A 25482-nucleotide genomic window follows, 5' to 3' on the forward strand; every position below is an offset into this window, starting at 1 on the left:
GCGCGGCGATGAACGCGCATGACGTGGCCGAGATCGCCAGGAATCTGGCCATGGCCCCCCATCCGCAGGCGCTGGCGGTTGCTTTCCTGTCCGCTCTCACCCGATTCGCAAGTTTGCGCGCCGCCTGTGTGTACGTGAGCGATGCGGCGGGAGATCAGTTGCTGCCACTCGCCAGCGTCCCCCCGGAAATAGAACCGTTTCCGGCGATAGACCTGGAGGCGCTGGACGATCCGGTCGTCTATAGCCTGACGGCGGGCCAGCCATGTTTTGTGGAGCGCCTGTCTGCGCTGGTCGCGGTGGGCGCCGGCTTTGAACGCCTGACGCAGTGCTTGGGACCGCAAAGCGCGCTGCTTGCGCTGCCGCAGCGCGACAGTCGCCAGCATGTCGCCTCCGTGCTGGTATTGGCTGGCGATGCGCGCCGCCTGCAGACCTGGCGTGCCGATCCGCTTTGGCGATTGTTGCTGCAGACCCATGAGCTTCTGGCGGCGCGCCTGAGTGCGCAGATGAGCGCGTCCGAAAACGCGCGCTACCAGAACAGCTTGCGCCAGCCGCAGGAGGAGCGCCGCGGCGTTCGCACGGCGCGCTTGCTGGCGGCGGAATTCATCGGCGTCAGCCCTGCGGCCAGGCAGGTTCGCGAGGACATCCTGCGCTTTGCCGACTCCACGCTCGCCGTGCTGTTGACGGGTGAAACAGGAACGGGCAAGGACCACGCCGCCTGGTTGATCCATCAGGCGTCACCGCGCGGAGGAAAGTTCGTGCCGGTGAATTGCGCCGCGATTCCCAAGGACCTGATCGAGGCCGAGCTGTTCGGCAATGTGCGCGGGGCCTTCACCGGCGCGACGCACGCGCGCGCAGGGTTGGTGGCGCAGGCCGATGGCGGGACGCTGTTCCTGGATGAGATCGGTGACATGCCGCTTGCCCTGCAGGCCGCCTTGCTACGGTTGCTCAACGAAAAGAAGTATCGGCCGCTTGGAGGCGATCGGGAGCACGCCTCGGACTTTCGGCTGATCTGCGCGACGCATCAGCCCTTGGCGCAGTTGATCCAGGCGGGACGATTCCGCGAGGACCTTTATTTTCGGATTCGCCAGCAGACGCTTCACCTGCCCGCGCTGCGCGACCGGCCAGGTGACATTGCCGCGCTGGCGTCGCACGTGATCCTCAGGCACAACCGCGAGCAACGCACCCATGTTCAGGGGCTGGAGGCACGCGCGCTGGCTTTCCTGGAGGGCCATCCCTTTCCCGGCAACGTGCGAGAACTGCGCAGCATGTTGCTGGTTGCCGCCGAGCGGGCCGGCGCCGGCGTGGCGATCGGCTTGCAGCACCTGCATCAACCGGAGGCTGGCGGCAACGCCCTCGAATGCGCCGATCAGGTGCATCGCCATCTGCATGGACTGCTTCACACCGACAACTTGCCGCATGCGGTTCACACCTTCGAACGCCTGCTCGTCACCGCACGCCTGCAATCACTGCAAGGTTCGCGCAGCCGGGCGGCGCAGAGCCTGGGCATTCCCAAGCGCACGCTGGCACGCCGATGCCAGGCCTGGAACCTGGACCGCGAGGACTCTTCCCGATGAAATTTCCGACCACCTTTTGCCTTCTGATGCTGGCGGCAGCGACTTGCCATGCGGAGACGCCGCCCATTCCTTCCGCGAGCGATTGCACGGCGATCGTGTCAGGGCTGCAGCGGCTCGCGTGCTTTGATCGCATCGCCGGCACGCCGCCAGAGCCGATGCCGGCAGTTGATTCGCCCTCCGTAATCGCTCCCGCAGCGACATCCGCCGTGCCGCGCCCGTCCGCCCTGGTTGACCTGATCCGCCAGAACGAGGCGCAGCGAAGCAACGGCGACAACACATTTCTTGTTTCTCGCCAGGAAGATGCCTCGCCCGGGCAGACGCAGATCTTCATCTCGGCGCCTGCACTTGACGGCGCGGCCGACTCCGTCTATCTCGCCCTCAGTTGCATCGCCAATATCTCGCGGCTCCAACTGCTCTTGCCAGCACCTGCGGATCGCAACCAGGTCCGCATTCGGCTGTTTATCGACGAACGGCCATTGTCGGCGTCTCGGACGTGGCAGGTAATCGAGCCCGGCAACGTGGTCGACGCCGGGCGGGGACTCGTGGCCATCGACCTGCTGCGCCAGTTTGTCACGGGGGGGCGGCTGCGCGTCGAGAGCGATTACGCCGTCGTTCACGGACTGATGTTCGACGCGGCTGGGTTGACCGGGCTGATCGCGCAGCAACGGGAGGCATGTCATTGGTGATCGACTACCCTGCGCTGGACCTGGAAGCGTTGCTTGCGCCGCTGGATGTCGCCAGTCCTGCTGGCTGGTTCGATGAGGAAGATGAGACGTTCCAAGGCATTGACCATGAGATGGTCAAGCTGGGCGGCCTGCACGAGCCGCGGCTGGACTGGTCCTATGTCGACGAGGCTTCGCGCCAGTATCTGGCGTCGCAGTGCAAGCACTTTCGCGTGGCAGGGCATCTGATCGCGGCCCGATTGCGGGCCGGTTCCTGGCGAACTTGGGCTGAGGCCGCCCACGTACTGGCCGGCATGGTCGAGCGCTATTGGGAGGCAGGCTTTCCCAAGCCCGGCCCGACCGGATTCCTGGTCAAGCGCCGGTTCGTCGCGTTGCAGGTCGAGCGGCTGGGTGCGGCGTTGGGTGGCTTGCGAGCGCAGGACGACGCCCGGCAACACCAGGAGTTTGCCTCCAAGGCGCTCGATGCGCTGCAAGCGCAGGCGGCTGCGGCAAAGCTGGACGTTGCCATGCTGGCGCGGTTGGAAGCGCAATTCGCCCGACGTGTGGAGCAGTTCCGGTATCCGGAGCCGGCCGCCGTCGCGCCCGCCTTGGGGCAGCAGGGCGGCCAGGCCATCAGCGAGGCCTTCTTCAACGTGCCCGGCGAGGCGTTGAAGCAGGGAGACGAACGCGAGAGCCGGCGCTCTTTGTTGAGCGTGGCCGACTTCATCAATCAGCAAGATGCTTACGATCCGGCCGGCTATCAGCTTCGCCGCTTTGCGCTGTGGGCGCATCTGCACGCGGCGCCGCCCGTGCGAAAGGAGATGCGCACGGAACTGATGGCGGTGCCCAACGACATTGCACACGGGTATGGCGAGGCACTGACCGCCAACACGGTCACGCCGGCGCTGCTCCAGCGTGTCGAGAAAAGCGTGGTGGCGTCGCCGTATTGGATCCGCGGGAGCTTTCTGGCCGCCAGCATCGCGCGGCGGTTGGAAATGAAGGAAGTGGCGTCGGCGATCCGTTCGGCGACTGAGCGCTTCGTGCGCCGCATTCCGGTTTTGGTCGACTTGCAGTTCAACGATGGCCGCCCTTTCGTTGACGCCGAGACGCTGGGTTGGCTAAGCGGCGCAGATGCGGAAAACGCCGCGCAGCCTGCCACGTTGGAGTTCCGCGTCTTGCGCGAGGAATTGTCGGCACAGCTTGCGAGCGATGGCGTGGAAGCCGTTTTGCGGCGCCTGCAGGAATTACAGGGCGAGGACGCCACGCCGAGGCAGCGGGGGCACGCCCGCGTCATCGCGGCGGAGATGCTTGCCGTGCGCGGCCTGTCGTGGCTGGCGCAAGACCTGTATGCGGGCGTCGGACGGCTCATGCAGGACACGCCTGCCAGCCAGTGGGAGCCGGAGCTGTTCGGCCCACTGAGCCAATACGTGCCGGCCCGATCGGGCGCGGAAGAACCACAACGTTAAAGCTGGGTTTTAGAAGGAAACGCGATGTCGAGGATCTGGGCGTATTTCAAGCGATTTGGCGGGCCGGTGCTGCGCCAGTTCAAGAGTGCGATGCCGGTGCTGGTGCTGTTGGGCGTGCTGTTCGTGTTGATCGGAATCTGGTGGCTTGGCCCCTCACTAAGCTGGAACGGCCGCCGTCCGCTGGACGAGGCGCCGGCCAGACTGCTGGCCATGCTCGCGGTCCTGATGTTGCCGCTGATCGTTTGGCTGGCCGCGTTGCGCCGACGCAACCGTCGGCTGGAGACCGAACGCGAGCAGGCGGGGCAACGACAGGAGGACCCGGCATTGCGGTTCGTCCAGGCGCAGGAGCGTGCGCTCGACGCGAGTCTTGCTGCCTTGCGGGCCAATCTGGACGGCCGCAATGCCCTGTACGCGCTGCCCTGGTACCTGGTTCTGGGACAACAGAACTCGGGCAAGACCAGCTTCATCAACCGGTCGGGTCAGCGATTTTCGCTGACGGGGGAGATCAAGTCGGGCAGCGTCCGCGCGCCGGCAGACCCGGACCTGGCCTATGGCATCGATTGGTGGATGGGCGGCGAGGCAGTGTTGATCGACCCGCCTGGGGAGCTGATCAGCCAGATCGAAACGGCAAATGAGGAGGCGCCGGCAAACGGGGAAGTGGCCCAGGACGCCCGCGCCGACGGTGCCGCCAAGCCTGGCAAGCACTGGCCCGCCGGCCTGCACGGGCGCCTGTGGGAAGGCCTTATCGACTGGCTTGGCCGCAACCGCAGCCGGCGGCCGCTCAATGGCGTGGTGCTGATGGTCGATCTGGTGACATTGCTGAACCAGAAGGCGAGCGACCGTAAGGCGCTGGCGATCCTTTTGCGAACGCGCCTGAGCGAACTGAGCCGGCACCTGGGTACGCGCCCGCCGCTGTATGTGGTGCTGAGCAAGTTCGATCTGTTGGCTGGATTCGAGCCGTTTTTCTCACGCCTGCCGCGCGCGGTGCGCGAAGAGATCTTCGGGTTCACGTTCACGCTTGATTCCGTGAAGCAGTACGACGCATGGCTCGAGGAACTGGCCAGCCGCTATGACGGCTTCATCGCCCGGTTGAACGAACGCGTGTTCGACGCGCTGGCGGATGCCAACGCATTGGAAACCCGGGAAGCGCTGTTTTCACTTGTCGGCCAACTGGCCGGCATGCGCCCCGTGCTGCTGGGCTTTCTGGGGGAGGTGCTGGGCAGCGATCGCTACACGACGCCGGCGCTGCCGCGTGGTGTGTACTTTTCTTCGGTCTATCAGCAAGGATTGCTCTGCAATGCCTTCATCAATGCTGCGTCGCAATCATATGGACTGGCAGAACCGCTGGCGGACACTCAACCGGCCGGCCACTCCGTGGTCTATTTTGCGCAGCGGGTCTTCCAGCGCATCATCTATCCCGAAGCAGGTCTGGCTGGCGACAACCTGAAAGTGCTGGCCGCCAAGCGTCGGGTTTTGCGGTTGGGGTTCGCCGTGGCGGCGCTGGGCAGCCTGGTGTTGATCGGTGGCTGGTATCGCTACTACGACATCAATCGCGATCTTGCGACGCGGGTGCTGGAGCGCAGCCGGGACTTCAGTGCTTTCCAGATTGATGGCAGCGCTGATCCGACCGGCCGAAACTTGCTGGCGCCGCTGGACCAGATCCGTAGCGCGGTTTCGGTGTTTGGCGACTATCGCGACGCATGGCCGGTGGTGTCGGACCTGGGGCTGTACCAAGGCCGCAAGATCGGCCCGAAGGTCGATGAAGCGTACCTGCAGCTGCTGTCGCGGCGGTTTCTGCCCGAACTTGCCGGGGGGGTAATGCAAGCCGTCAACGCGGCGCCGGCCGGCAGCGACGAGCAGTTGGCCGCGCTGCGCGTTTACCGGATGATCGAGGATATCGACAATCGCCGCGCGCCCGTCGTGCAGGATTGGATGAGCACACGATGGCAGGCGGCGTTTCCGGGCGACGGGGATGTGCAGAACGGGCTGATGCGCCATCTGGCCTATGCCATGAAGTACGCCCGCACCGATCTGCCGGCGCATCGCGACCGCGTGGCGCAGATCCAGGCCCGGCTGCGGCAGGTCCCCATGCCTCAGCGCGTATACATGAGCATGCGCGAGCAGGCCGGCAAGGCCTTGCAATCGCCGCTGGACCTGCGCAATGAGGTCGGTCCCGCCTTCGACATCGTTTACCGGAATGTGGACGCCGGCAACGCCGCTGGTCCGGATACGCGAATCGCTGCCCTGCTTACCGCGCGCGGTTACCAGAGGTACTTTGAACCGCGCAGCGAGGACTTCACCGACCTGGCGCTCATCGATCAATGGACGTTGGGCGAGCGCGCGCGCATCGAGTATTCGGAAGCCGACAAACAGGCGCTCGCCATCCGGGTTCGCGCGATCTACAACCGCGACTACATCGACACGTGGCAGCGCAGCTTGAATCGTCTGGAGGTAGCCGACTTTGACGACATTGCCCAGGCGGTGAGCGTCCTGGGCAGCGTCATCAGCCCTGCAGCCCCCTTGCGGCGGCTGGTGGAGACGGTACGCGACAACACCAGCCTGCAACCTTTGGATGCGCGCATGCCGCTGGACAAGCCGGAGGGCGACGCGGCATCTCCCGCCCGCGTGGCCAAGGACCAGCAGATTGCCGCGATCGCGCGTCCCTTCCGTTCGTTGACCGATGTGCTGCGCGCAACGGAACTTAAACCTTCGTATCTGGACGAGAGCATCGCTGCCGTGGCTCGGGTCCATGACGTTGTGAAGAGCGTTCAGGACAGCCCGGACCCGGGCAAGGCGGCCCTCAGCGTGGTGCTGGAGCGATTCACTCTCAAGGGCGATGACCCCATCGGCAACCTTCAGCGCATCGCCGCGGGTATGCCGGAGCCGCTCAACCGGCAGGTGAAAAAGCTGGCGGATGAATCGTCGCAGGTTCTCGTGATCGAGGCGCTCAAGGAGCTGGAACGGCGCTGGAACACCGAGGTCTATCGCTTTTACGACGAACGTTTGGCCAACCGCTATCCGTTCAATCCGGCGGGCCGGACCGACGCGTCGCTCGAGGATTTCACCGCCATGTTTGGGCCGCAAGGACGGCTGGCCCAATTCAAGGAGCAATACCTGAAGCTGTTTCTGGAAGACAACCTCGAGGCGTTGCATTCCGAGCGGCACGGAGGCTATTTGGTGCGCATGGACGTCCTTGAACAGCTCGAAGCCGCAGACCGGATCCAGGATGCGTTTTTCAATAGCCGGGGGGCGTTGAGCGTTCAGTTCAGCGTGGAGCCCTTGGGACTGGCGGCAACGCGACGAAGCAGCGTTCTGAGCGTGGAGGGCCAGTTGATCTCCTACAGCCATGGGGCGGCCAACAGCGTCGTGCTGATCTGGCCCAACAGCTTGGGCGCCAACACGGAAAGCCGCGTCACATTGGTGCGCAGTAACGGCACCAGCAGCACGCTTGCGTATCGCGGGCCTTGGTCGTTGTTCCGCCTGTTGAGCCAGGCGCGGCTGGACAGCGCCAACGCGACCAGCGTGGACCTGAGCTTCGGCGCCAGCGATGGTGCGATGCGTTACCGGGTGTCTGCTGAAAAGTCCCACAATCCATTCACACACCCGCTCTTCCAGGGATTCGCCCTGCCTCGGACCTTGTTGGCGGACCTGCCGCGCAAGGAGAAGGCCGTTGCCGTCGTGAATGCCCGGCAGGCCAACGGAAGGTCCGCATCGCTCACGCGCTGAGTTGGCGCTCAACCCAGCGGCGTGGCCGTCAGCTGTTCCGCCGGAAACGGGACCAGCATTTCGCGGCTTCGCTCCGCTGCGGCGGTCAGCCAGTCGCCGTATGCGCCTTCAGGCAGGATCACGACCATGCGCTTTTCCGTGCCGGGTTGGTGGTAGCGGCTGAACAGGGGATCGAGGTCGGCGTTGATGGTGAGCATGGTGTAGGTCTCGTGCCATTGCCGCGCCGCATCGCGATACCGGTCCCACAGCCCCGCGATGCCCATGGGCTTGCCGTCGGCGCGGGTGAAGCGGGTGGCCACGGCCTTGCCGGAGGTCCAGTCGGGTTCGAAGATCGCGTCGGCGGGGATGATGCAGCGTTGCGCGCGGCGCCAGGCGTTGCCGAAGGTGTAGGACGCGGCGGCCGTCTCGGCGCGGGCGTTGAAGGTCGACAGCTTGCTGGCGCGGTCCAGGCCGCCCGTGCGGGTCATGGCGCTGATCAAGCCCCAGCGGCCGGTGACCGCCTCGCGTTCCGGGACCGCATCGTCGCCCGCGTCGTGTTCGGGCGGGCGGCGCACGAACAGCCCTTCGTATCGAGGCCACATGTCGTACTTGCCGATGGCGGCGGGTTTGCGGCGCACGCCGAACTTCTGCAGCAGCAGTTCGGCGTCTTTCAGCGTCTGATAGTGCGAACACATGGACGGCTCCCGGTGTAACGGGCGGCGCGCTGGGAGCGCGTCTCGAAGTCCAAGCTTGCCGCGCCGGTGCGCGGTTTGTCCAGTGCGGGGGTGATGCGAGGGGTGGTGCCCGAGACCGGAATCGAACCGGTACGGCCGCGAGGCCGAGGGATTTTCTTACCACTTCGGCTTTCGCCGCCAGCACAGGCTTGCTGTTCGTGGTCTGGAGCACGCCTTCACCATAGCCTTGCCGGCCTTAGGTGCCCGCCGTCTGCTCTCTACACCTTCCCCGGTTGGCCACCGGGGCTTGGCTCGGCATTAGCGCGGACGGGGTCCAGGGCCTTCACCGAGTTTGACGGGCTACACCTTTGGAGTTTCCTCCAAAGGGCTCAAATTTGTTCAAGTCCCTTGTGTCTACCAATTTCACCACTCGGGCGATGCGCGGTCCGCGTGGGGCCGGCAGCGGGCGAGACTATACCATCTAGACCGCATGGCCGCGCGTGCGGCGGTGAATTGTTGCCGCGGCCGCGCGCGGGTAAACCCCGATCCCTGCGGGCCCGGACTCCGGACGACACTTTGCGCCATGAAACCCAGTCCGCCCGCCCCGCCATCCCGCGACATCGACCCCGTTTCCCTGCGCCTGTTCCTGGCGGCCTTGGAAGAGGGCAGCCTGGCGCGCGCCGCCGCCCGTGAAAACATCGTGCCGTCCGCAGTCAGCAAGCGCATGTCGGAGATGGAGGACGCGTTTGGCGTGCCGCTGCTCGAGCGCGGCGTGAAGGGCGTGCAGCCGACGCCGGCGGGCGATGCGCTGGCCGCGCACGTGCGCCGCGTGCTGGAAGACATGGACCGCATGCACCGCGACATGGCGGGATTCGCGACCGGGGTGCGCGGGCATATCCGGCTGGCGGTCAGTTTCGCGGCCCTGTCGGGTGACCTGCCGGCGCAGATCCAGTCTTTTCGCCGCGCGAACCCGCAGATCGATATCTCGTTGGAAGAGGACACCACGCAGACGGCCTTTCGTGCGGTGCTGGAAGGGCAGGCGGACGTGGCGGCGGGATCGGACTTCGGCCATGACGGTCTGCAGGTATTTCCCTTTGGCCATTGCGAACTGGCGGCGGTGGTGCCCGGCCGGCACCTGCTGGCCGATCGCGAGACGCTGGGGTACGCGCAATTGCTGCCGTTCGAATTGATCGAGCTGAACCGGGACAACGGCATCAGCAGCGTGTTCGACCAGGCCGCGCGCGACGCGGGCATGACGCGTCGCATCAGCGCGCGGGTCAGTTCGCACGAGACCATCTGCCTGCTGGTGGCGCGCGGCATGGGCGTGGCCGTGGTGCCCCATTACCTGAAGGCGCGGCTGGCGCACCTGGACATCCGCTTCATTCCGCTGGAGGGGCCCTGGTCCAGCACGCCGCTGTGCGTCGCGGTGCGGGATCCGGACGCCTTGTCGCCGGCCGCCCGCGCGCTGCTGGCGCATCTGGGCGTGCTGGGCAGCTGACGGGCGTCTCAGGGGTAACCCGGACGTTCCCAAACGAGAATGCCCCCGTGCTGAAAGACCGCTACCCGCCCTGGCCGCCCGCCCGCGATCATGCAGGCAGGCGGGCGGCGGCGGGCGAGTGTCCCTGGCTGCCGCTGCGCTTCCATCGAACAGGCTGGCAAGAGGAACCCGAGATGACAGCAGCACCGGCTTCACCCTTCATGGACAGCACCGAACTGCCCCTGCGCGGCATCAAGGTCCTGGAACTGTCCCACATGATCATGGGGCCGGCCGCCGGCCTGTCGCTGGCGGACCTGGGCGCCGACGTCATCAAGGTGGAACCCATCGATGGCGACCGCACGCGCCGCCTGAAGGGATCCGGCAGCGGCTACTTTCCCGTCTTCAACCGCAACAAGCAGAGCCTGGCGATCGACCTGAAGTCGCCCGAGGGGCAGGAGGTCGTGCGCAAGCTGGCGCTTCAGACCGACATGATCGTGGAGAACTTCCGCGACGGCAGCCTGGCGCAGTACGGCCTGGATTATGAATCGCTGTCGGCCGAGAACCCGGGGCTGATCTATGTGTCGCTCAAGGGCTTTCTGTCCGGTCCCTACAAGCACCGCACAGCCCTGGACGAGGTGGTGCAGATGATGGGCGGGCTGGCCTACATCAACGGCGGCGCGGACACGCCGCAGCGTGTGGCGGCGTCTGTCAACGACATCCTGGGCGGCACGTTCGGGGTGGTGGGCGCGCTGGCCGCGCTGCACGACCGCCACGCGACGGGCCGCGGACGCCATGTCCGGTCCGGGCTCTTTGAAAACAATCTTCTACTCGTTGCGCAGTTCATCGCGCAGTTCCAGTTGACGGGCACGGCGCCCAAACCCATGGGCGCGGAGCGCAAGCCGCCATGGGGCGTGTACGACGTCTTCGAGACGGCGGATGGCCGCGTGTTCGTCGCGGTGGTGGGCGATGCGCAATGGCGCAACTTCGCGCAGAAATTCCTGCCGCCCGAGTGGGCCGCGGACCCGCGCCTGGCGACCGCCGTCGATCGCGAAGCCGCGCGGTCGTGGCTGGTGCCGGGCGTGGGCGAGATCCTGAAGGCCTGGAAGACCGACGACCTGTGCGCCGCGCTGGAAGAGGCCAACCTGTCGTATGGCCCGATCCGCCAGCCGCACGACCTGCTCGACGATGCGCACTTGAACGCTGGCGGGGCGCTCTTGAAAACGCGGCTGCCGGACGGCGGAGAAATCTCGGCCGCCGCGCTGCCCATCGAGTTCGACGGCCGCAAGGCGGGCAAGCGGTTCGATCCGCCCACGCAGGGCGCGCAGACTCACGCGATTCTGCAGGGCCTGGGGCTGGATGCGGCCCGCATCGACGCGTTGCGCGCTTCGGGAGTGATTGCATGAACGACGGGCAGTAGCGCCCGATCCCTGTCGAGGCGGCGCCAGACCGCCAAGACGTCCATCAAAGAGGAGACAACCATGATCCGCAAACTCGTTGCGCTGGCCGCATTGGCCGTGGCATGTGCTGCAAACGCGCAGGACTATCCCAGCAAGCCCATCCGCATCATCATCCCGTCCACCCCAGGCGGCGGCACCGACTACATCGGCCGCCTGATGAGCACCAAGCTGCACGAGCTGAACGGCTGGGCGGTGGTGCCCGAGAACAAACCTGGTGCTGGCACCGCGCTGGGCCTGGCGGAGGCCGCGCGGTCGCCTGCGCAGGGCTATGACCTGGTGATCGGCCAGTCCGACAACGTCACGCTGATTCCGCTGCTGATGAAAGTGGCCTACGACCCCGTCAAGGACCTGACGCCCGTGGCGCTGGTGGCCACCACGCCGATGGTGCTGCTGGTGGCCGACGGATCGCCCTACAAGACGCTGCCCGAGGTGATCGAGGCGGCCAGGAAGGAACCCAACAAGATCTCGTACGGCACGTCGGGCACGGGCGGCGGCGTGCACATCGCCATGGAGATGCTGCAGCACGAAGCCGGCTTCAAGATGCAGCACGTGCCCTACAAGGGGTCTGCGCCGGCATTGGCCGACCTGATGGGCGGCCATTTGCAGTTCGCGGGTTCGTCGATTTCCTCGGCGGCCACGCTGATCAAGTCCGGCAAGGTGCGCGCGCTGGCGGTGACTTCGCCCAAGCGCAATCCCGCCTTGCCCGACGTGCCGACCGTGGCCGAGCTGGGCTACAAGGATTTCAGCGTGGTGACCTACTACGGCGTGCTTGCCCCGGCCAAGACGCCCGACGCCATCGTGACTCGCTTGAACACCGACTTCAACAAGCTGCTTGCCCGGCAGGACGTGAAGGACGCGCTGGCGGCACAGGGACTGGAGACCGATCCGGTGTCCAGCGCGCAGTTTGCGGCGCTGATCCAGTCGGACATCGGCAAGGCGCGGCAAACCATCAAGAGCGCCGGCATCGTCATTCAGCAATAGGATCACGGGAACGCATATGAACCAGGAAGTCAGGCTTTGCGAGGTCGGGCCGCGCGACGGGTTGCAGATGGCCAACGGCATGATGGCGGGCGCCGACAAGCTGCGCTGGATCCGGCAGTTGGCCGACGCCGGCCTGCGCGAGATCGAGGTGGGCAGCTTCGTGTCGCCGCGCCTCGTGCCGCAGATGGCGGACACCGGCGACATCCTGCCCGAGGTCCTGAAGATCGATGGGCTGACCGTGTGCGCGCTGGCCTGCAACCTGAAGGGCGCGATCGCGGCGTATGAGGCGGGCGCGCATGTGCTGGCGTTTCCGGTGTCGGTCAGCGACACGCATAGCCGCGCCAACGTCGGCAAGGGCACCGACGCGCAGGTCGACATGCTGGCCGCCATCGTCGACTGGGTTCGCGCACAGGCGCGGCCCATGCGCATCGACGCGGCCGTTGCCACGGCGTTCGGTTGTTCGATGGAAGGAGAGGTGCCGGTGCGGCGCGTGGCCGACGTCGCGCAAGCCGTGGCGCGGGCCGGCGCCGATGAAATCGCCCTGGCCGATACCGTGGGCTATGCCCACCCCGGGCGAGTGCGCGATGCGGTGCGGGCCGCGCAGGACGCGGTGGGAGCACGGCTGACCAAGCTGCATCTGCACGACACGATGGGGTTGGGTCTGGCCAACGCCCTGGCGGGGCTGGACGAAGGCATCCGCGCCTTCGATTCCTGCCTGGGCGGCCTGGGGGGATGCCCGTTCGCGCCGGGGGCGTCGGGCAACATCGTCACGGAAGATCTGGTGTTCATGCTGGAAAGCATGGGCTTTCGAACCGGCGTCGACCTGTCCCGCCTGCTGGCGGCCCGGCCGCTTCTGGCCGATTCACTGCCGCAGGAAAGACTGCGCAGCGGCGTGGCCGCCGCCGGCATTCCCAAGACCTACGCGGTCGCGTAGCTCAGCGATACACCAGCACCGGAAGCGTGCTGTGCGCCAGCACCTTCTGAGTCTGGCTGCCCAGCAGCAGCGCGGCCATGCCCCCGCGGCCGTGCGAGGACATGGCGATCAGGTCGCAATTGCGCGTCATGGCCACGTCCACGATCACCTGGTACGGCGACTCGCTTTCGCGCATTTCCGTAACGCAGGCCACCCCCGCGGTGCTGGCCTTGCCGGCGGCTTCAGACAAATAGGAACTGGCCAGTTCGCGCGCCTGGTTTTCGTAGACGCCGCGCATGCCTTCGAGCTGCACGGTTTCCATGGAAGGCATCTGGAAAGGGCTGTACACGGTCAGGACCGTGACGCTGGCGCCCAACTCACGGGCAAGCGCAAGCGCCTGCTCCAGACCGGAATTGGCCAGGCTGGATCCGTCGATGGGGATGAGTATGTGCTTGTACATGGCAACCTCCAGGGGGAATCTCCCGTCCATGGTACGCCCGAAGGGGACAGTTGCCGTTGATTCTGGCGGAAGCGGTGAGATTCGAACTCACGAACGGTTGCCCGTTGCCGGTTTTCAAGACCGGTGCAATCGACCACTCTGCCACGCTTCCGGGGGGGCTTGCCTGGGTGGTCACCCAGGTATCGCGGCCGCCAGGCAAACATTCTGCCCGATCAAAACCACGATATGCCGCAAAGGGCGCAATAATAATCCATTTGCTGCAAAGGAGGCACGCGATGCACGCTGTTGAAATCACCCGCCCCGGCGGCCCCGAGGTTCTCGTCCCCGTGGAACGTCCCACGCCCGAGGCCGGCGCCGGCGAAGTTCTCATCAAAGTGACCGCTGCGGGCATCAACCGCCCCGACGTGTTCCAGCGCAAGGGCAACTATGCCCCGCCGCGTGGCGCGTCCGATCTGCCGGGCCTGGAAGTCGCCGGCGAGATCGTCGGCGGCGACGTGGCTGGCAGCGGTTTTGCCGTGGGCGACAAGGTCTGCGCCCTGGTGGCCGGCGGCGGCTATGCCGAATACTGCGTTGCGCCCGTGGCGCAGTGCCTGCCGATTCCCAAGGGCTTGTCCGACATCGAGGCCGCGGGCCTGCCCGAGACGTATTTCACGGTGTGGAGCAACGTGTTCGACCGCGGGCGCCTGTCCGAGGGCGAGGCGCTGCTGGTTCACGGCGGCGCCAGCGGCATCGGCACCACGGCCATCCAGCTGGCGCGTGCGATGGGGCATAAGGTGTATGCGACCGTCGGCAGCGATGATCGCGCACGCGCCGTCGAGGCGTTGGGCGCCGACAAGGGCATCAACTACAAGACGCAGGATTTCGTGAAGGAAGTGCTGGACGCCACCGGCGGACGCGGCGTGGACGTGATCCTGGACATGGTGGCAGGCGACTACATCGCCCGCGACATGCAGTGCCTGGCCGATGACGGCCGCATCGTCATCATTGCGCAGTTGGGCGGCTCGCACGCCAATGTGGATACCGCCCAGGTCATGCGCCGCCGCCTGACCATTACCGGCTCGACCTTGCGTCCCCGTCCGGTGGCCTTCAAGGGCGCCATCGCGCGTGCCCTGCGCGAGCACGCCTGGCCGTTGTTGGAAAAAGGGGCCATCAAGCCCATCGTCCATGCCACCTTCCCGCTGGCCGAGGCATCCAAGGCGCACGCCATGATGGAAGGCGGGGAAAACATCGGCAAAATCATCCTGACCATGTAAGAAACGCGCGGCGTTCGGCGTATCGCCGCGCAACAGGATACAATCTCGGGTTTCGCCTGGAATTTTTTCCAGGCAGGCCCGTGGGCGGTTGCTGCACAAAGCCCCTGTAACAGGTCCTCCCACCTCAGACACAATCGTCAGACAAATTCGCCATGACTTCAGTCGAAAATCGCGCCCGCCTTGTGCTGGGCAACTGGAAGATGCACGGCAATCTCGCCGAGAACGCCGCGTTGCTGACCGAGCTTCGTGCCGCGGATGCGGCGGGCCACTGCGAAATCGGCATCTGCGTTCCGTTTCCCTACCTGGCGCAGGCCGCGTCGGCCCTGACCGGCAGCAGCGTGTCCTGGGGCGCGCAAGACGTCAGCGCGCACGACAAGGGCGCGTACACGGGTGAAGTCTCCGGTTCGATGCTGAAAGAGTTCGGCTGCCGCTGGGCGCTGGCCGGCCATTCTGAGCGCCGCGTCCTGCACGGCGAAACCGACGAGATCGTGGCCGCCAAGGCGCAAGCCGCGTTGGCCGCCGGCCTGACGCCCGTGGTCTGCGTGGGCGAATCCCTGGCTGACCGCGAAGCCGGCAACACGCTGGCCGTGATCGAACGGCAGCTCAAGCCCGTGCTGGCGCTGGGCGCCGACGCCGTCTCGCGCATGGTTCTCGCTTACGAACCCGTCTGGGCCATCGGCACCGGCCGCACGGCCTCGCCGGAGCAGGCCCAGGAAGTCCATGGCGCCATCCGCGCCGCCCTGCGCGCGCTCGGCGCTGCGCAGGTTCAGGTGTTGTACGGCGGCAGCGTCAAGGCCGCCAACGCCTCCAGTTTGTTCGCCATGACTGATATCGACGGAGCCCTGGTCGGCGGCGCGTCGCTCGTGGCCGAAGAGTTTTTGCGAATTGCCGCCATCTAAGTTTCCGTTCCGGAGTCTGTAATGCCCCTGATGCTCAAAATTCTGCTGGCCGTCCAAGTGATCTCGGCGCTGGCTATCATCGTCCTGGTCCTGCTTCAGCAGGGCAAAGGCGCCGACATGGGCTCCGCTTTCGGTAGCGGCTCGTCGGGCAGCCTGTTCGGCGCCACCGGCGCGGCGAACTTCCTGTCGCGCGCCACCAAGTGGTCCGCAGTCGTGTTCTTTGCCTCCACCGCTGGCCTGGCTTACTTCAGCCACAAGGGCACCAGCGGTCCCGCCGTGGATTCCGGCGTGATGCAAAGCTTCCCGGCCGACCGTTCGGTTCCGCAGGCCCCGGGCGCCTCGGTGCCCGCCACGCCGGGCGCATCGTCCGTGCCGGGCGCGTCGTCGGTGCCTGCCACCCCGGCTCCCGCCACGCCCGACGCCTCCGTGCCCGCGGCCCCGGCCACGCCGGCTGCGCCTGCCGCTGAAAAGCCGGCGCAAGCCCCCGCCGCTCCGGCAAAGTAAGGGACTGCAGCAGAAAGGCCGGCGCAAGCCGGCTTTTTTTATGCTTGCGATATTGAAGCGATCCGCGTGGGGAAACCATGGAAAAGCGATTGATGCCGTCGATGATGGCGCTCCAGTGTTTCGAGGCGGTGGCGCGGCACATGAGCGTCACGCGTGCCGCCGAAGAGCTGCACATGACGCAAAGCGCGATCAGCAAACAGATTGCGCAGCTTGAGGCGTTGCTGCGCAATCCGCTGTTCCTGCGCGTGCGCCGCCGGCTGCAACTGACGCCTGCCGGCGCGCTGTACCAATCCGAGGTCAGGACCATCCTGAACCAGGTGGACATGTCCTCGCGGTACATCCTGACCTACGGGAGTGAAACGCAGGTGCTGACGATCGGCACCCAGCCCACCTTCGGCTCGCGCTGGCTCATCCCGCGGCTGCAGCGCTTCATGGCCGCGCACCCGGACATCCAGGTCAAGGTGCGCAGCGAAACCCGCCCGTTCGACCTGATGCAGGCCAAGATCGACATCTCGTTCTTCTTTGGCCATGGCACGTTGCCCGGCGCGCAATGCCTGGAACTCTTCGAGGCCGACGTCGTGCCGGTGTGCGCGCCCGGTTTCCTGCGCGGCGGCCGGATTGCCAGCCTGGACGAACTGAGCCAACAGACGTTGATCCAGTGCGCGTCGCGTCCCGAGGCGTGGCACGACTACTTCTCGCATCAGCAGTATCAGTCGGACAGCAGCTATCACGGTCCGCGGTTCGACACCTTCTACATGTGCGTGCGAGCGGCCGAGGGCGGCTGCGGCATCGCGCTCACGCCGCGTCTGCTGGCCGAGGAAGAGCTGCAAGCCGGCAAGCTGGTCATCCCATGGGGCTATGTGCAGCCCAGTGACGGCGCGTACTTTGTGGCGTATTCCGAACACTCCGCCGAGGTGCCCAAGATCAAGCAGTTCGTCGGGTGGGTGCGCGACGAGGCGCGCCAGCAGGAGGCGCGGGGCGGCACGCGCGGGCAGTCCATGAAAAAACGGACTGATTAAGCCGATTTTTTTCATTTGATCGAGCCCCGGCGGGCGTGATCTCATGCGGGCCATCCTTGTTTACCGATGTGCCGAGCCCGCCATGAGTCAGAACTTCGTCAATCCCGATCAGATCCGCGCCTGGTTTTCGCGCGCCATGTCCGACATGTACAAGCAGGAAGTCCCGCTGTACGACACCCTGCTGGACCTTGTAGCGCAGGTCAATGCGCGGACGATGTCCGAGCAGCCGGAACTGGCCGCGCAACTGGCGCGCACCGGCGAGATCGAACGCCTGGACATCGAACGCCACGGCGCGATCCGCGTCGGTACGCCCGACGAACTGGCGAACATGCGCCGCGTGTTTGCCGTGATGGGCATGCAGCCGGTCGGCTACTACGATCTGTCGCCTGCGGGCGTGCCCGTGCATTCGACGGCCTTTCGCGCCACGCACGAGGCGGCGCTGCAGGCCAGCCCGTTCCGCGTTTTCACGTCGCTGCTGCGCCTGGAACTGATCGATGACGTGGCGCTGCGTGAGAAGGCCGCCCGCATCCTGGCGGCGCGCCAGATCTTCACGGACGGCGCGCTGGCGCTGACCGCCCGCTTTGAGGCGGAAGGCGGCCTCACCGAGGCCGACGCCCGCGAATTTGTCGCCGAGGCGCTGCATACGTTCCGCTGGCACAGCGAGTCCACGGTCAGCCTGGACGACTACCGCGAGCTGCACGGCCAGCATCGCCTGATCGCCGACGTGGTGGCGTTCAAGGGGCCCCACATCAACCACCTGACGCCGCGCACGCTGGACATCGACGAAGCGCAGGCCGAGATGCCGCGGCGCGGCGTGTCGGCCAAGGCCGTCATCGAAGGCCCGCCGCCGCGCAGGTGCCCGATCCTGCTGCGTCAGACCAGCTTCAAGGCGCTGGAAGAGCCCGTGCGTTTTGCGGGCGCCGAGGGCACCAGTGCGGTGGGCAGCCACACGGCCCGCTTTGGCGAGATCGAGCAGCGTGGCGTGGCGTTGACTCGCAAGGGCCGTGCGCTGTACGACCAGCTGCTGGATCTGGCCCGCAGCCGCATCAGCGGCGCGCCCAACGAAGGCAACGCAGCCGCCTACATGCAGAACCTGCAGGATTGCTTTGCGGCATTTCCCGACAATTACGCGGCGTTGCATGACCAGGGGCTGGCGTACTTCCGCTACTTCCTGACGGGCAAGGCCGGCACGCCGGAGACGTCCGAGCTGTCCGCCTTGATCGACGCGGGGTTCATCCAATACGAACCGCTGGTGTATGAAGACTTCCTGCCGGTCAGCGCGGCCGGCATCTTCCAGTCGAACCTGGGCGACAAGGCGCAGGCCGAGTACGCGCAGAATGCCAGCCAGACGGCATTTGAAGCCGCGCTGGGCGCCCGCGTGCTGGATGAGCTGGCGCTTTACGACGACACGCAGGCGCGCTCGCTCGAGGCCTGCCTGCAGGCGCTCGCCGCGCCCGTGGACGCATGAGCCGGCTGGACCGCTGCCTGTCGGTGGGTGACTTCGAACGCGAGGCGCGGCGCATCATGCCGCGCTGCGTCGAAGGCTACATCTGCGGCGGCACGGAAGACGGCGCGTCGCTGGCCGAGAGCGTACGCGCCCCGCGCGACATCGGCTTTCGGCCGCGCGGGCTGCGCGTGGTGGACCAGCGCAGCAGCCAGGTCAGCCTGTTTGGCCAGGATTACGCCATGCCGGTGGGCTTCGCGCCGACCGGCTTCTCGGCCATCGTCATGCACGAATGCGATCTGGCGCTGGCGCGCGAGGCCCAGGAGGCACGGATTCCGTTCATCATCAGCGGCGCCTCCAGCGTGCCTCTCGAACGCCTGCAGGCGGCGACCGGCAACCGCTGCTGGTACCAGGCCTACCTGCCGGGCAACATCGATCGTATCGGCAAGCTGCTGGCGCGGCTGCGCGCGGCCAGCATTCCCGTGCTGGTGGTCACCATCGACACCTGCGTGGGCGCCAACCGCGAGAACCTGCAACGGCTGGCCTTCACCGTCCCGTTCAAGATGAGCGGCCGCGTCGTGCTGGACGGCATGCTGCATCCGGGCTGGACGCTGAACGTCTTCATGCGCACGTTGCTGGGCAGCGGGGTACCCCGGTTTTCGAATCTGTACGAAGAGATCGGCCCACCCATCACGCAGGACCCGCCCAACGGCTTTCGCGGCGAGCGCGACAAGCTGTCGTGGGAACACATCCGCTGGATCCGCGAGAACTGGCCGGGCAAGCTGGTGCTCAAGGGCGTCATGCACCCCGACGATGCGCGGATGGCGCATGCGGCGGGCGCGGACGGCGTGATCGTGTCGAACCACGGCGGCCGCCAGCTCGACGGCTGCATTTCGCCGCTGCAGGCATTGCACGATGTGGTGGCCGCGGTGCCCGAAGGCTTTCCCGTGATGGTCGACGGGGGCTTCCGGCGCGGCGCCGACGTGCTCAAGGCCGTGGCCCTGGGCGCGCGAATGGTATTCACCGGCCGCCCGCAGCTCTTTGGCGCGGCGGTGGCGGGCGCCGCCGGCATCCGCAAGGTGGCGCGGATCTTTCACAGTGAGATCTCCACGAACATGGCGCTGCTGGGCTGCGCCACGCTCGCCGACGTCACCCCGGACCTGATCGCGCCGGTGCAACCGGCCGGACCCTGGAACCCTCGGCCGGCCGTCTGATTCCCACCGGGCCGCACGGCCCGGACAACAACAAGAAATGGCGCGGCGTAACGTCGCGCCCCACCGCTTTCAACAGGAGGAAACATGAAAAAAATCTATTCCAAGCTGGCAGGCGTTGCCGCGGCGCTCGCGTGCGTCGTGGGCGGCCCCGTCCAGGCCCAGGCAAACGGATATCCCACCAAGCCCGTGCGGTTGGTCGTGGGCTACGCGCCCGGCGGCACGACCGACATCAGCGCCCGCATGATCGCGGACGTGCTGGGCAAGGAATTCGGCCAGACCTTCGTGGTCGAGAACAAGCCGGGCGCCAACAGCAACATCGGCGCCGAGACCGTCGCCCGCGCGCAGCCGGACGGCTACACGTTCTTCGTGGGGTCTATCTCCACGGCGATCAACCAGTCGCTGTATTCCAAGATGTCCTATGACGCGCTCAAGGACCTGGACGCGGTCGCGCTGCTGAACGTGGTGCCCAACATCCTCGCGGTCAACGCGAACGTGCCGGTCAAGACCGTGCAGGAATACATCGAGTACGCCAAGAAGAATCCCGGCAAGCTGACCTGCGCCTCGCCCGGCAACGGTTCGTCCGCCCACCTGGGCTGCGAGCTCTTCAAGATGAAGACCGGCATCGACATCCTGCACGTTCCGTACCGCGGCAGCGGTCCGGCCGTGGCCGACCTGCTGGGCGGCCAGGTGGACTCCATCTTCGACAACCTGCCGCCGCTCCTGCCGCACGTGCGCGCCGGCAAACTGACGGGCCTGGCCGTCACCACCGGCAGCCGCGTGCCGTTCGCGCCCGAGATCCCGACCATCGCCGAGTCCGGTGTGCCGGGCTTTGACGTGGCGGCCTGGTTTGGCCTCTTCGCGCCCGCCGGCACCCCGCCGGAGATCGTGCAGAAGGTCAACGCTGCCATCAACAAGGCCCTGACCTCCGATTCGGCGCTGGCCGCCAGCTACCAGACCAACGGCTTTTTGCTTCCCCCGCCGCCCAACACCCCGCAGGCGTTCAAGGCATTCATGGAAAGCGAAACCCGCAAGTGGGGCGACGTGGTCAAGGCGACGAATCTGCAGATCAACTGATCGGCGGGGCAGGGGGCGAGGGCAGCGATGACCCTCGCGTCAGCCGCTTCACGGATAAAGCGGGACAGCTTTCCCGCTTTCAAAATTACGTGATAGAATGCTCGACTTTCCAGCAAGGTTCGCCTTGTTGGAGTGGTCAAGCCGACGTGGTGAAATTGGTAGACACGCTATCTTGAGGGGGTAGTGGCGAAAGCTGTGCGAGTTCGAGTCTCGCCGTCGGCACCAAGAAATTCCTCGCAATGAACCCGCATCTCTCTTTGAGGATGCGGGTTTTTTGTTGTTCAGATGGCGCCGGGCTCGGCATCAAGCTCCGTCGGGCTCGGCACCCCATCGGCCGGGCTCCGCCTGGCTCGGTTGCATCCCCGTCGTCATCTTCGCCGATCTCCCCGGCGACATCCCCTTCGATCCGCTATCCGCCTGCTCGTCCTGATGGGCGATTCCCTCGTGACTCCCCGTCCGTTTCCCGATCTCCGCAAACCGCTCACGCCCTGAGCGTGCGCGCTGAAGGCCCCCGACCTGTCACAAGCGGGATACAAACTACGCTTGAAATGTGCTGAAAAATAACCATGTGTTACCATCGCACCCGATCTATGTAACCAAGTATTTGAATTAACTACAAGGAGAGCAGGATGCGCCGCATGGGGTGGGTGGGAAAGGGGCTGCTGGTTGCGGCTGTTGCCGTGCTGTCAGGTTGCGCGGGGACGCGGACCGTAAGCGAGAAAGACGCTTCCATCCATCTCGCCGCGTCGGATTACCAGGCGTATGCCGCGCGCTACCTGGACGCGAAGGGCCAACCGACGTATGACCCGGCCAGCCTGCTGGACGCGCTGGAAGCGGGCAAGGCGTTCAACGACGCCGGCATGTGGGCGCTGAGCCGCGACGCCTTCAACGCCGCGGCCACCCAGCTCAACTGGAAGGAAGACACGGTCGAAACGCCGGCCGAAGTCGCCAACCTGATCGGCACGACCCTGACCAGCAGCGCGTTCGGCGCCTATCAGGGCAAGATCTACCAAGGCTCGCTCGTCGACTACTACCAGGCAATCAACCATCTGATGCTGGGCGACGAGAGCAATGCCCGGGTGGACTTCAACCGCTTGCAGGTCCGGCAGGGCAACGCGCAGACCCAGCTCAAGGCCTATTCCGATACCGTCAACGCGTCGGTGAAGACCGGTCTGGCCGACGAGAAGAGCGAAGGCGCCAAGAAAAGCCTGGGCGAGGTGGGCCCGAAGATCGCCGACGGCGTGAAAGATCTGCCTAGTGGATTGAAGTCGTCGAAGATCCGCCTGTCGGCGGGTGACGCAATGAGCGCCGTCTTCCGTGCGACGTCCTCGTCCACGTCCGACAAACGCTCGAACGTGTCCCGGGACATGTTGAAAAGCGCCAACGCCGCCAGCGCCACGCGCGGCGGCAATGCGGTTCTTGCCTACCTGAGTCGGGAGCTGCAGCAGGGCAAAGGCGTGTTGAAGAACAAGGTCATCGTGCTGTACGAAGACGGCGTCGGACCCGGGTTCAAGGAGTTTCGCATTGACCTGCCCCTGTTCATCGTCAGCGACAAGGTCACCTATAGCGGCATCGCGCTGCCCCAGTTTGTCCGCGGACAGGCCGCCTACGGCAGCCTGAAGGTGGGTTCGGGCAAGACGCAGCAGGAAACCGCCGTCCTGACCGACCTGAACGAAGTGGCCGGGCTGGAGTTCGATGCCGGCTACAAGGGCGTGGTGGCCAAAGCCGTGATTTCCACAGTTTTGAAGACCACCGCCCAGGCCGCTGTGAACAACCAGATCGACAAGCAGAAGGCGGATCCGCTGGTGGCCGGGCTGCTGAAGCTGGGAACCGGCGCCGTGCAATACGCCCTGACCAAGGCGGACGTTCGCGCCTGGGCCAATCTGCCTGACACGCTGCAAATGGTGGTGGTCGACCGCCCGAAAGACGGTCTGCTGACGCTGGCCGCCGCCCAGGGCGAATCCCTTGCACAGATCCCGCTGCAGGAAGACGTCAATACGCTGGTGCTGGTGAAAGCGTCCGGCACGGCGGGCAAGCCGGCTGTGTACGTGCAGCCGCTGCCGGCCCAGGCGCCGGTCACCCAAGCTGCCGCGCCGGTCAAAGTTGCCGGTGGTCTCTGACATGCGGCCGCTTGTTCAAGGATTGGCCATCGTCCTGTTGGCGGGGATTGCTGGCGGGGTGCAGGGGGAAACACGCGTGCCGCTCGCGGCGCCCCGGGTCATCACCTGCGACATGACACTGGCCCCCGAAACGGCCCTTCAGGTCGTGGATGAGGCCAGCCCGCAAGGGGCAGCGGTGGAGGGCGCGGCGTTGATAGACCTGCGCAACGGCATGAAGGCGGTGCAGTTCTCTGTCCGCAACGCGCGCGACCCCCAGCCCTTCGGCGTGATTCTGCGCGTCCGATACGCGGTCCAGTGGTTTGACGATTGCGGACGCCGCGTCGTCAACGGCGCCCAGGTCGTCGATGGCCTGGCGTTGGACCCCCGGCGTCAGGAAATCATCCAGTCCACGGCCATGGATCCCCTGGCCACGCGCGCCATCGTGCGCATATACGTTGAAAACTGAGCATCAAACATCCATGAAAAAAGCATCTCTCATCGCCCTCCTGGCGCTGTCGCTGGCGGGCTGCCAGAACATGGCAGTGGTTTCCAGCAACCCGAATGGCGATCTCAGCCGCACCGGCCAGCCAGGCATGGTGTCCTTCGGTCTGCAGAACACGGATTTTGAGTACGCGTCGAAGAAGGCCGTGCAGGAGTTCCTGGAATCTCCCTACGCCAAGAAGCCGGGCGGCGGCCGCTGGGTCGTGCAGATGGGCGAAGTGGTCAACGACACGACGTTCCGCATCGACACCGCCAGCATGACCTCGCGCATGAAGATCGCGCTGACGAAGACCGGCCAATTCATCTTTACCGGCGCGACGGGCGCCGAACGCACGGACTTCGTGAAGGACTCGCGTCAACTCAGCAAGTCCAAGATGTTCAACCAGAAGACGGTCGCCCGTAATGGCACCGTGGTCGCGTCCGACCTGGAAATGGGGGGCGCGATCCGTCAGCGTACGGTTGTCGACGGCGCGCAGAAGCAGCAGCAGCTGGAGTACGAATTTGATTTCCGCGTGGTTGAGCGTGATACCGGCCTGGAAATTTTCCAATCCCTGATCCCCATCGAGAAGCTGGGGCCGAATCAGAATTTCGCTTGGTAAGAGGCCGCGTCATGTTCAAATTCACCCCGATCGTCCTGGCGTTGTCCCTGCTTGCCGCAGCCGGCACGCCGATGCAAACCGCGCGGGCGCAAACCCCGGCCCAACCCGCAGCACAGCCCGCAGCACAACCCGCAGCGGGCGCGCACGCCGTGACCCCCGTTCCCGGCCAGGCGCCGGAGGCGTTGCTTGACAAGGCCACCGGCGCCAATGCCATGGGCGATGAGCCCGTCCAGAGCTACGAAGACTGGGTGGCCGAATTCGAAGAGCAGTTCGGCCAGGCGATGGGCAAGGCCCAGGATGGGCGAGTCTTCTACGCCGGCTTTGCGCCGCTGTCGGTCGACAGTGCGGCCAATCCGCATTACGGCACGCAGTTGGCCCTGGCCTACGAGCGCGCCGTGTTCGACATGCAGGCCGATTACATCCTGTCGACCTATGGCCGCCTGACCACCCAGACGATCCTGACGCGTTTTGAGGACCAGTCCAGCAACAAGGACGTCTTCGATCCGGTGGAGCTTGAAGCCGCGCTGAAAGCCGGTGGCGGACGCTTGGAAGCCTTGATCGACAAGGCGCTGACGCTGCTCGACAAGAAACTCGATAACGCATTGGTCGAGGAAGGCGTCCCGGCGGAGGACGTCAAGAAGATGACCGTGGAACAGAAAAAAACGCTGTTCAAGGACAACTTGAGCAAGAGCGTCACCAAGTCGGCATACCAGAACATGCAAGGCCTCGTGCCGGTGCAGACGCGCATCTTCTCGCAGACGGCAAATGGCAAGAAGGCCATGCTGGTGGCGGTGATTGCGGTGCAGTCCGAAAAGACCCGGCAATTTGCGCAGGACATCGCGCGCAAGCGGCCGACGCTGGTCAAGGGCGACCCCAAGGTGCTTAAGGATCTGCTGCCCGCCAATGAAAAGGGCTATCTGAACGAGGTCGGCCTGCGATTTACCTACGACGAGGCCGGTCGTCCGATGCTGCTGTCCTATGGCCGCGCATCGGTGCCGATGGACCCGAGCTGGAGCGCGTCGCGCGCGATTCGCGCCAAGCAGACGGCCCAGGGTATCGCGCAGGCGATGGCCGAGGCGAACATCGTTGCCTTCATGAACAACAACATCCGGATCTCCGAGAACACGGAGACGGGCGACGTCAACGAAGACCTGGCCCGCCAGGTGACCGAGATCGAGAACGGCAAGGTTGGCCAGAGCCAGCAGATCAAGGAACAGATCGCCGAAACGATCCAGAAGCGGTCGCGCACCGGCACGGCCTCGGCAAGCGGCGAGTTGCGCGGCACCAGCATCGTCAAGCGCTGGTCGACGCAGGACGCCAACGGCGTCGAACACGTGGGAACCGTGGTGGGTTGGACCTACGGACAACTGGAGAACGCCAACGCCGTCGACGCGCAGATGCGCGGGCGCGGCAACGGCGCGCAGCCGAACGGCGCGGCCGCCACGGCGACCGACCAGAACCGCTCGTCGAAGTCCATCAACAGCAAGCATGACTTTTAACGGCGGTT

General features: G+C 65.8%; 21 protein-coding genes and 2 tRNA genes. 20 read left to right on the forward strand and 3 right to left on the reverse strand.

Annotated features, from left to right (window positions below; translation table 11 throughout):
- Positions 1-8: 8 nt before the first annotated feature.
- From H4P35_RS05150 to tssM, 4 genes are read left to right on the forward strand one after another with little or no spacing between them, the layout of a single operon-like run.
- The gene (locus tag H4P35_RS05150; protein WP_226848341.1) at positions 9-1574 is read left to right on the forward strand and encodes a sigma 54-interacting transcriptional regulator; all 1566 of its coding nucleotides are present in this window, start codon (positions 9-11) and stop codon (positions 1572-1574) included.
- Positions 1571-2260, forward strand: a complete 690-nt coding sequence (gene vasI, locus H4P35_RS05155) for a type VI secretion system-associated protein VasI (protein WP_226848342.1) — start codon at positions 1571-1573, stop codon at positions 2258-2260. The genes H4P35_RS05150 and vasI overlap by 4 nt, the downstream gene beginning before the upstream one ends.
- Positions 2248-3702: a type VI secretion system protein TssA gene (tssA, locus tag H4P35_RS05160; protein WP_226848343.1), complete on the forward strand. Its 1455-nt coding sequence runs from the start codon at positions 2248-2250 to the stop codon at positions 3700-3702. The genes vasI and tssA overlap by 13 nt, the downstream gene beginning before the upstream one ends.
- Positions 3703-3726: 24 nt before the next feature.
- Complete coding sequence (gene tssM / locus H4P35_RS05165) at positions 3727-7428, forward strand: type VI secretion system membrane subunit TssM (protein ID WP_226848344.1); 3702 nt, start codon at positions 3727-3729, stop codon at positions 7426-7428.
- 8 nt (positions 7429-7436) lie between these two features.
- Here the strand turns inward: tssM and H4P35_RS05170 are convergent, their stop codons facing one another.
- Complete coding sequence (locus H4P35_RS05170) at positions 7437-8102, reverse strand: SOS response-associated peptidase (RefSeq protein WP_226848345.1); 666 nt, start codon at positions 8100-8102, stop codon at positions 7437-7439.
- 562 nt (positions 8103-8664) lie between these two features.
- Here H4P35_RS05170 and H4P35_RS05175 point away from each other — a divergent pair.
- The 4 genes from H4P35_RS05175 (at position 8665) to H4P35_RS05190 (ending at position 12930) form a co-directional block, all read left to right on the forward strand.
- Positions 8665-9579, forward strand: coding sequence for a LysR family transcriptional regulator (locus H4P35_RS05175; RefSeq protein ID WP_142050530.1), 915 nt, complete (start codon positions 8665-8667; stop codon positions 9577-9579).
- 173 nt (positions 9580-9752) lie between these two features.
- Positions 9753-10961, forward strand: a complete 1209-nt coding sequence (locus H4P35_RS05180; protein ID WP_152383611.1) for a CaiB/BaiF CoA-transferase family protein — start codon at positions 9753-9755, stop codon at positions 10959-10961.
- 75 nt (positions 10962-11036) lie between these two features.
- Positions 11037-11996: a tripartite tricarboxylate transporter substrate binding protein gene (locus H4P35_RS05185; protein WP_180098962.1), complete on the forward strand. Its 960-nt coding sequence runs from the start codon at positions 11037-11039 to the stop codon at positions 11994-11996.
- 16 nt (positions 11997-12012) lie between these two features.
- Entirely contained in the window at positions 12013-12930 is a 918-nt protein-coding gene (locus H4P35_RS05190; RefSeq protein WP_226848346.1) for a hydroxymethylglutaryl-CoA lyase, read from the forward strand.
- 1 nt (position 12931) lies between these two features.
- Here H4P35_RS05190 and H4P35_RS05195 read toward each other — a convergent pair whose 3' ends face one another.
- Both H4P35_RS05195 and H4P35_RS05200 read right to left on the reverse strand, forming a co-directional pair.
- Entirely contained in the window at positions 12932-13369 is a 438-nt protein-coding gene (locus H4P35_RS05195) for a universal stress protein (RefSeq protein ID WP_062840446.1), read from the reverse strand.
- Between the two features lie 63 nt (positions 13370-13432).
- Positions 13433-13520 (reverse strand) — tRNA-Ser (locus H4P35_RS05200).
- A gap of 124 nt (positions 13521-13644) precedes the next feature.
- Between H4P35_RS05200 and H4P35_RS05205 the strand changes: the two genes are divergently transcribed.
- The 12 genes from H4P35_RS05205 (at position 13645) to H4P35_RS05260 (ending at position 25474) form a co-directional block, all read left to right on the forward strand.
- A complete protein-coding gene (locus tag H4P35_RS05205) occupies positions 13645-14622 on the forward strand; it encodes an NAD(P)H-quinone oxidoreductase (RefSeq protein WP_062840447.1) in 978 nt (325 codons plus the stop codon).
- A 152-nt stretch (positions 14623-14774) separates the two neighbouring features.
- Complete coding sequence (tpiA, locus tag H4P35_RS05210) at positions 14775-15521, forward strand: triose-phosphate isomerase (protein WP_056321524.1); 747 nt, start codon at positions 14775-14777, stop codon at positions 15519-15521.
- Positions 15522-15542: 21 nt separating this feature from the next.
- Positions 15543-16025, forward strand: a complete 483-nt coding sequence (secG, locus tag H4P35_RS05215; RefSeq protein WP_062840449.1) for a preprotein translocase subunit SecG — start codon at positions 15543-15545, stop codon at positions 16023-16025.
- A gap of 77 nt (positions 16026-16102) precedes the next feature.
- Positions 16103-17044, forward strand: a complete 942-nt coding sequence (locus tag H4P35_RS05220) for a LysR substrate-binding domain-containing protein (RefSeq protein WP_226848347.1) — start codon at positions 16103-16105, stop codon at positions 17042-17044.
- Between the two features lie 82 nt (positions 17045-17126).
- Positions 17127-18512: a VOC family protein gene (locus H4P35_RS05225; RefSeq protein ID WP_226848348.1), complete on the forward strand. Its 1386-nt coding sequence runs from the start codon at positions 17127-17129 to the stop codon at positions 18510-18512.
- Positions 18509-19702 (forward strand): alpha-hydroxy acid oxidase, encoded by a 1194-nt coding sequence (locus tag H4P35_RS05230; protein WP_226848349.1) that lies wholly within the window; start codon positions 18509-18511, stop codon positions 19700-19702. The genes H4P35_RS05225 and H4P35_RS05230 overlap by 4 nt, the downstream gene beginning before the upstream one ends.
- A gap of 84 nt (positions 19703-19786) precedes the next feature.
- On the forward strand, positions 19787-20776 hold the full coding sequence (locus tag H4P35_RS05235) for a tripartite tricarboxylate transporter substrate binding protein (protein ID WP_180098969.1): 990 nt from the start codon (positions 19787-19789) through the stop codon (positions 20774-20776).
- A 140-nt stretch (positions 20777-20916) separates the two neighbouring features.
- Positions 20917-21001 (forward strand) — tRNA-Leu (locus H4P35_RS05240).
- A 404-nt stretch (positions 21002-21405) separates the two neighbouring features.
- Positions 21406-22896: a hypothetical protein gene (locus H4P35_RS05245; protein WP_226848350.1), complete on the forward strand. Its 1491-nt coding sequence runs from the start codon at positions 21406-21408 to the stop codon at positions 22894-22896.
- A gap of 1 nt (position 22897) precedes the next feature.
- Positions 22898-23341, forward strand: coding sequence for a hypothetical protein (locus tag H4P35_RS05250; RefSeq protein ID WP_180098972.1), 444 nt, complete (start codon positions 22898-22900; stop codon positions 23339-23341).
- A 13-nt stretch (positions 23342-23354) separates the two neighbouring features.
- A complete protein-coding gene (locus H4P35_RS05255; protein WP_056321546.1) occupies positions 23355-23975 on the forward strand; it encodes a penicillin-binding protein activator LpoB in 621 nt (206 codons plus the stop codon).
- Positions 23976-23986: 11 nt separating this feature from the next.
- The gene (locus tag H4P35_RS05260) at positions 23987-25474 is read left to right on the forward strand and encodes a DUF6844 domain-containing protein (protein ID WP_175156786.1); all 1488 of its coding nucleotides are present in this window, start codon (positions 23987-23989) and stop codon (positions 25472-25474) included.
- Positions 25475-25482 lie beyond the last annotated feature (8 nt).

The sequence above is a fragment of the Achromobacter sp. 77 genome (genome assembly GCF_020541125.1).
GTDB lineage: Bacteria > Pseudomonadota > Gammaproteobacteria > Burkholderiales > Burkholderiaceae_B > Achromobacter > Achromobacter mucicolens.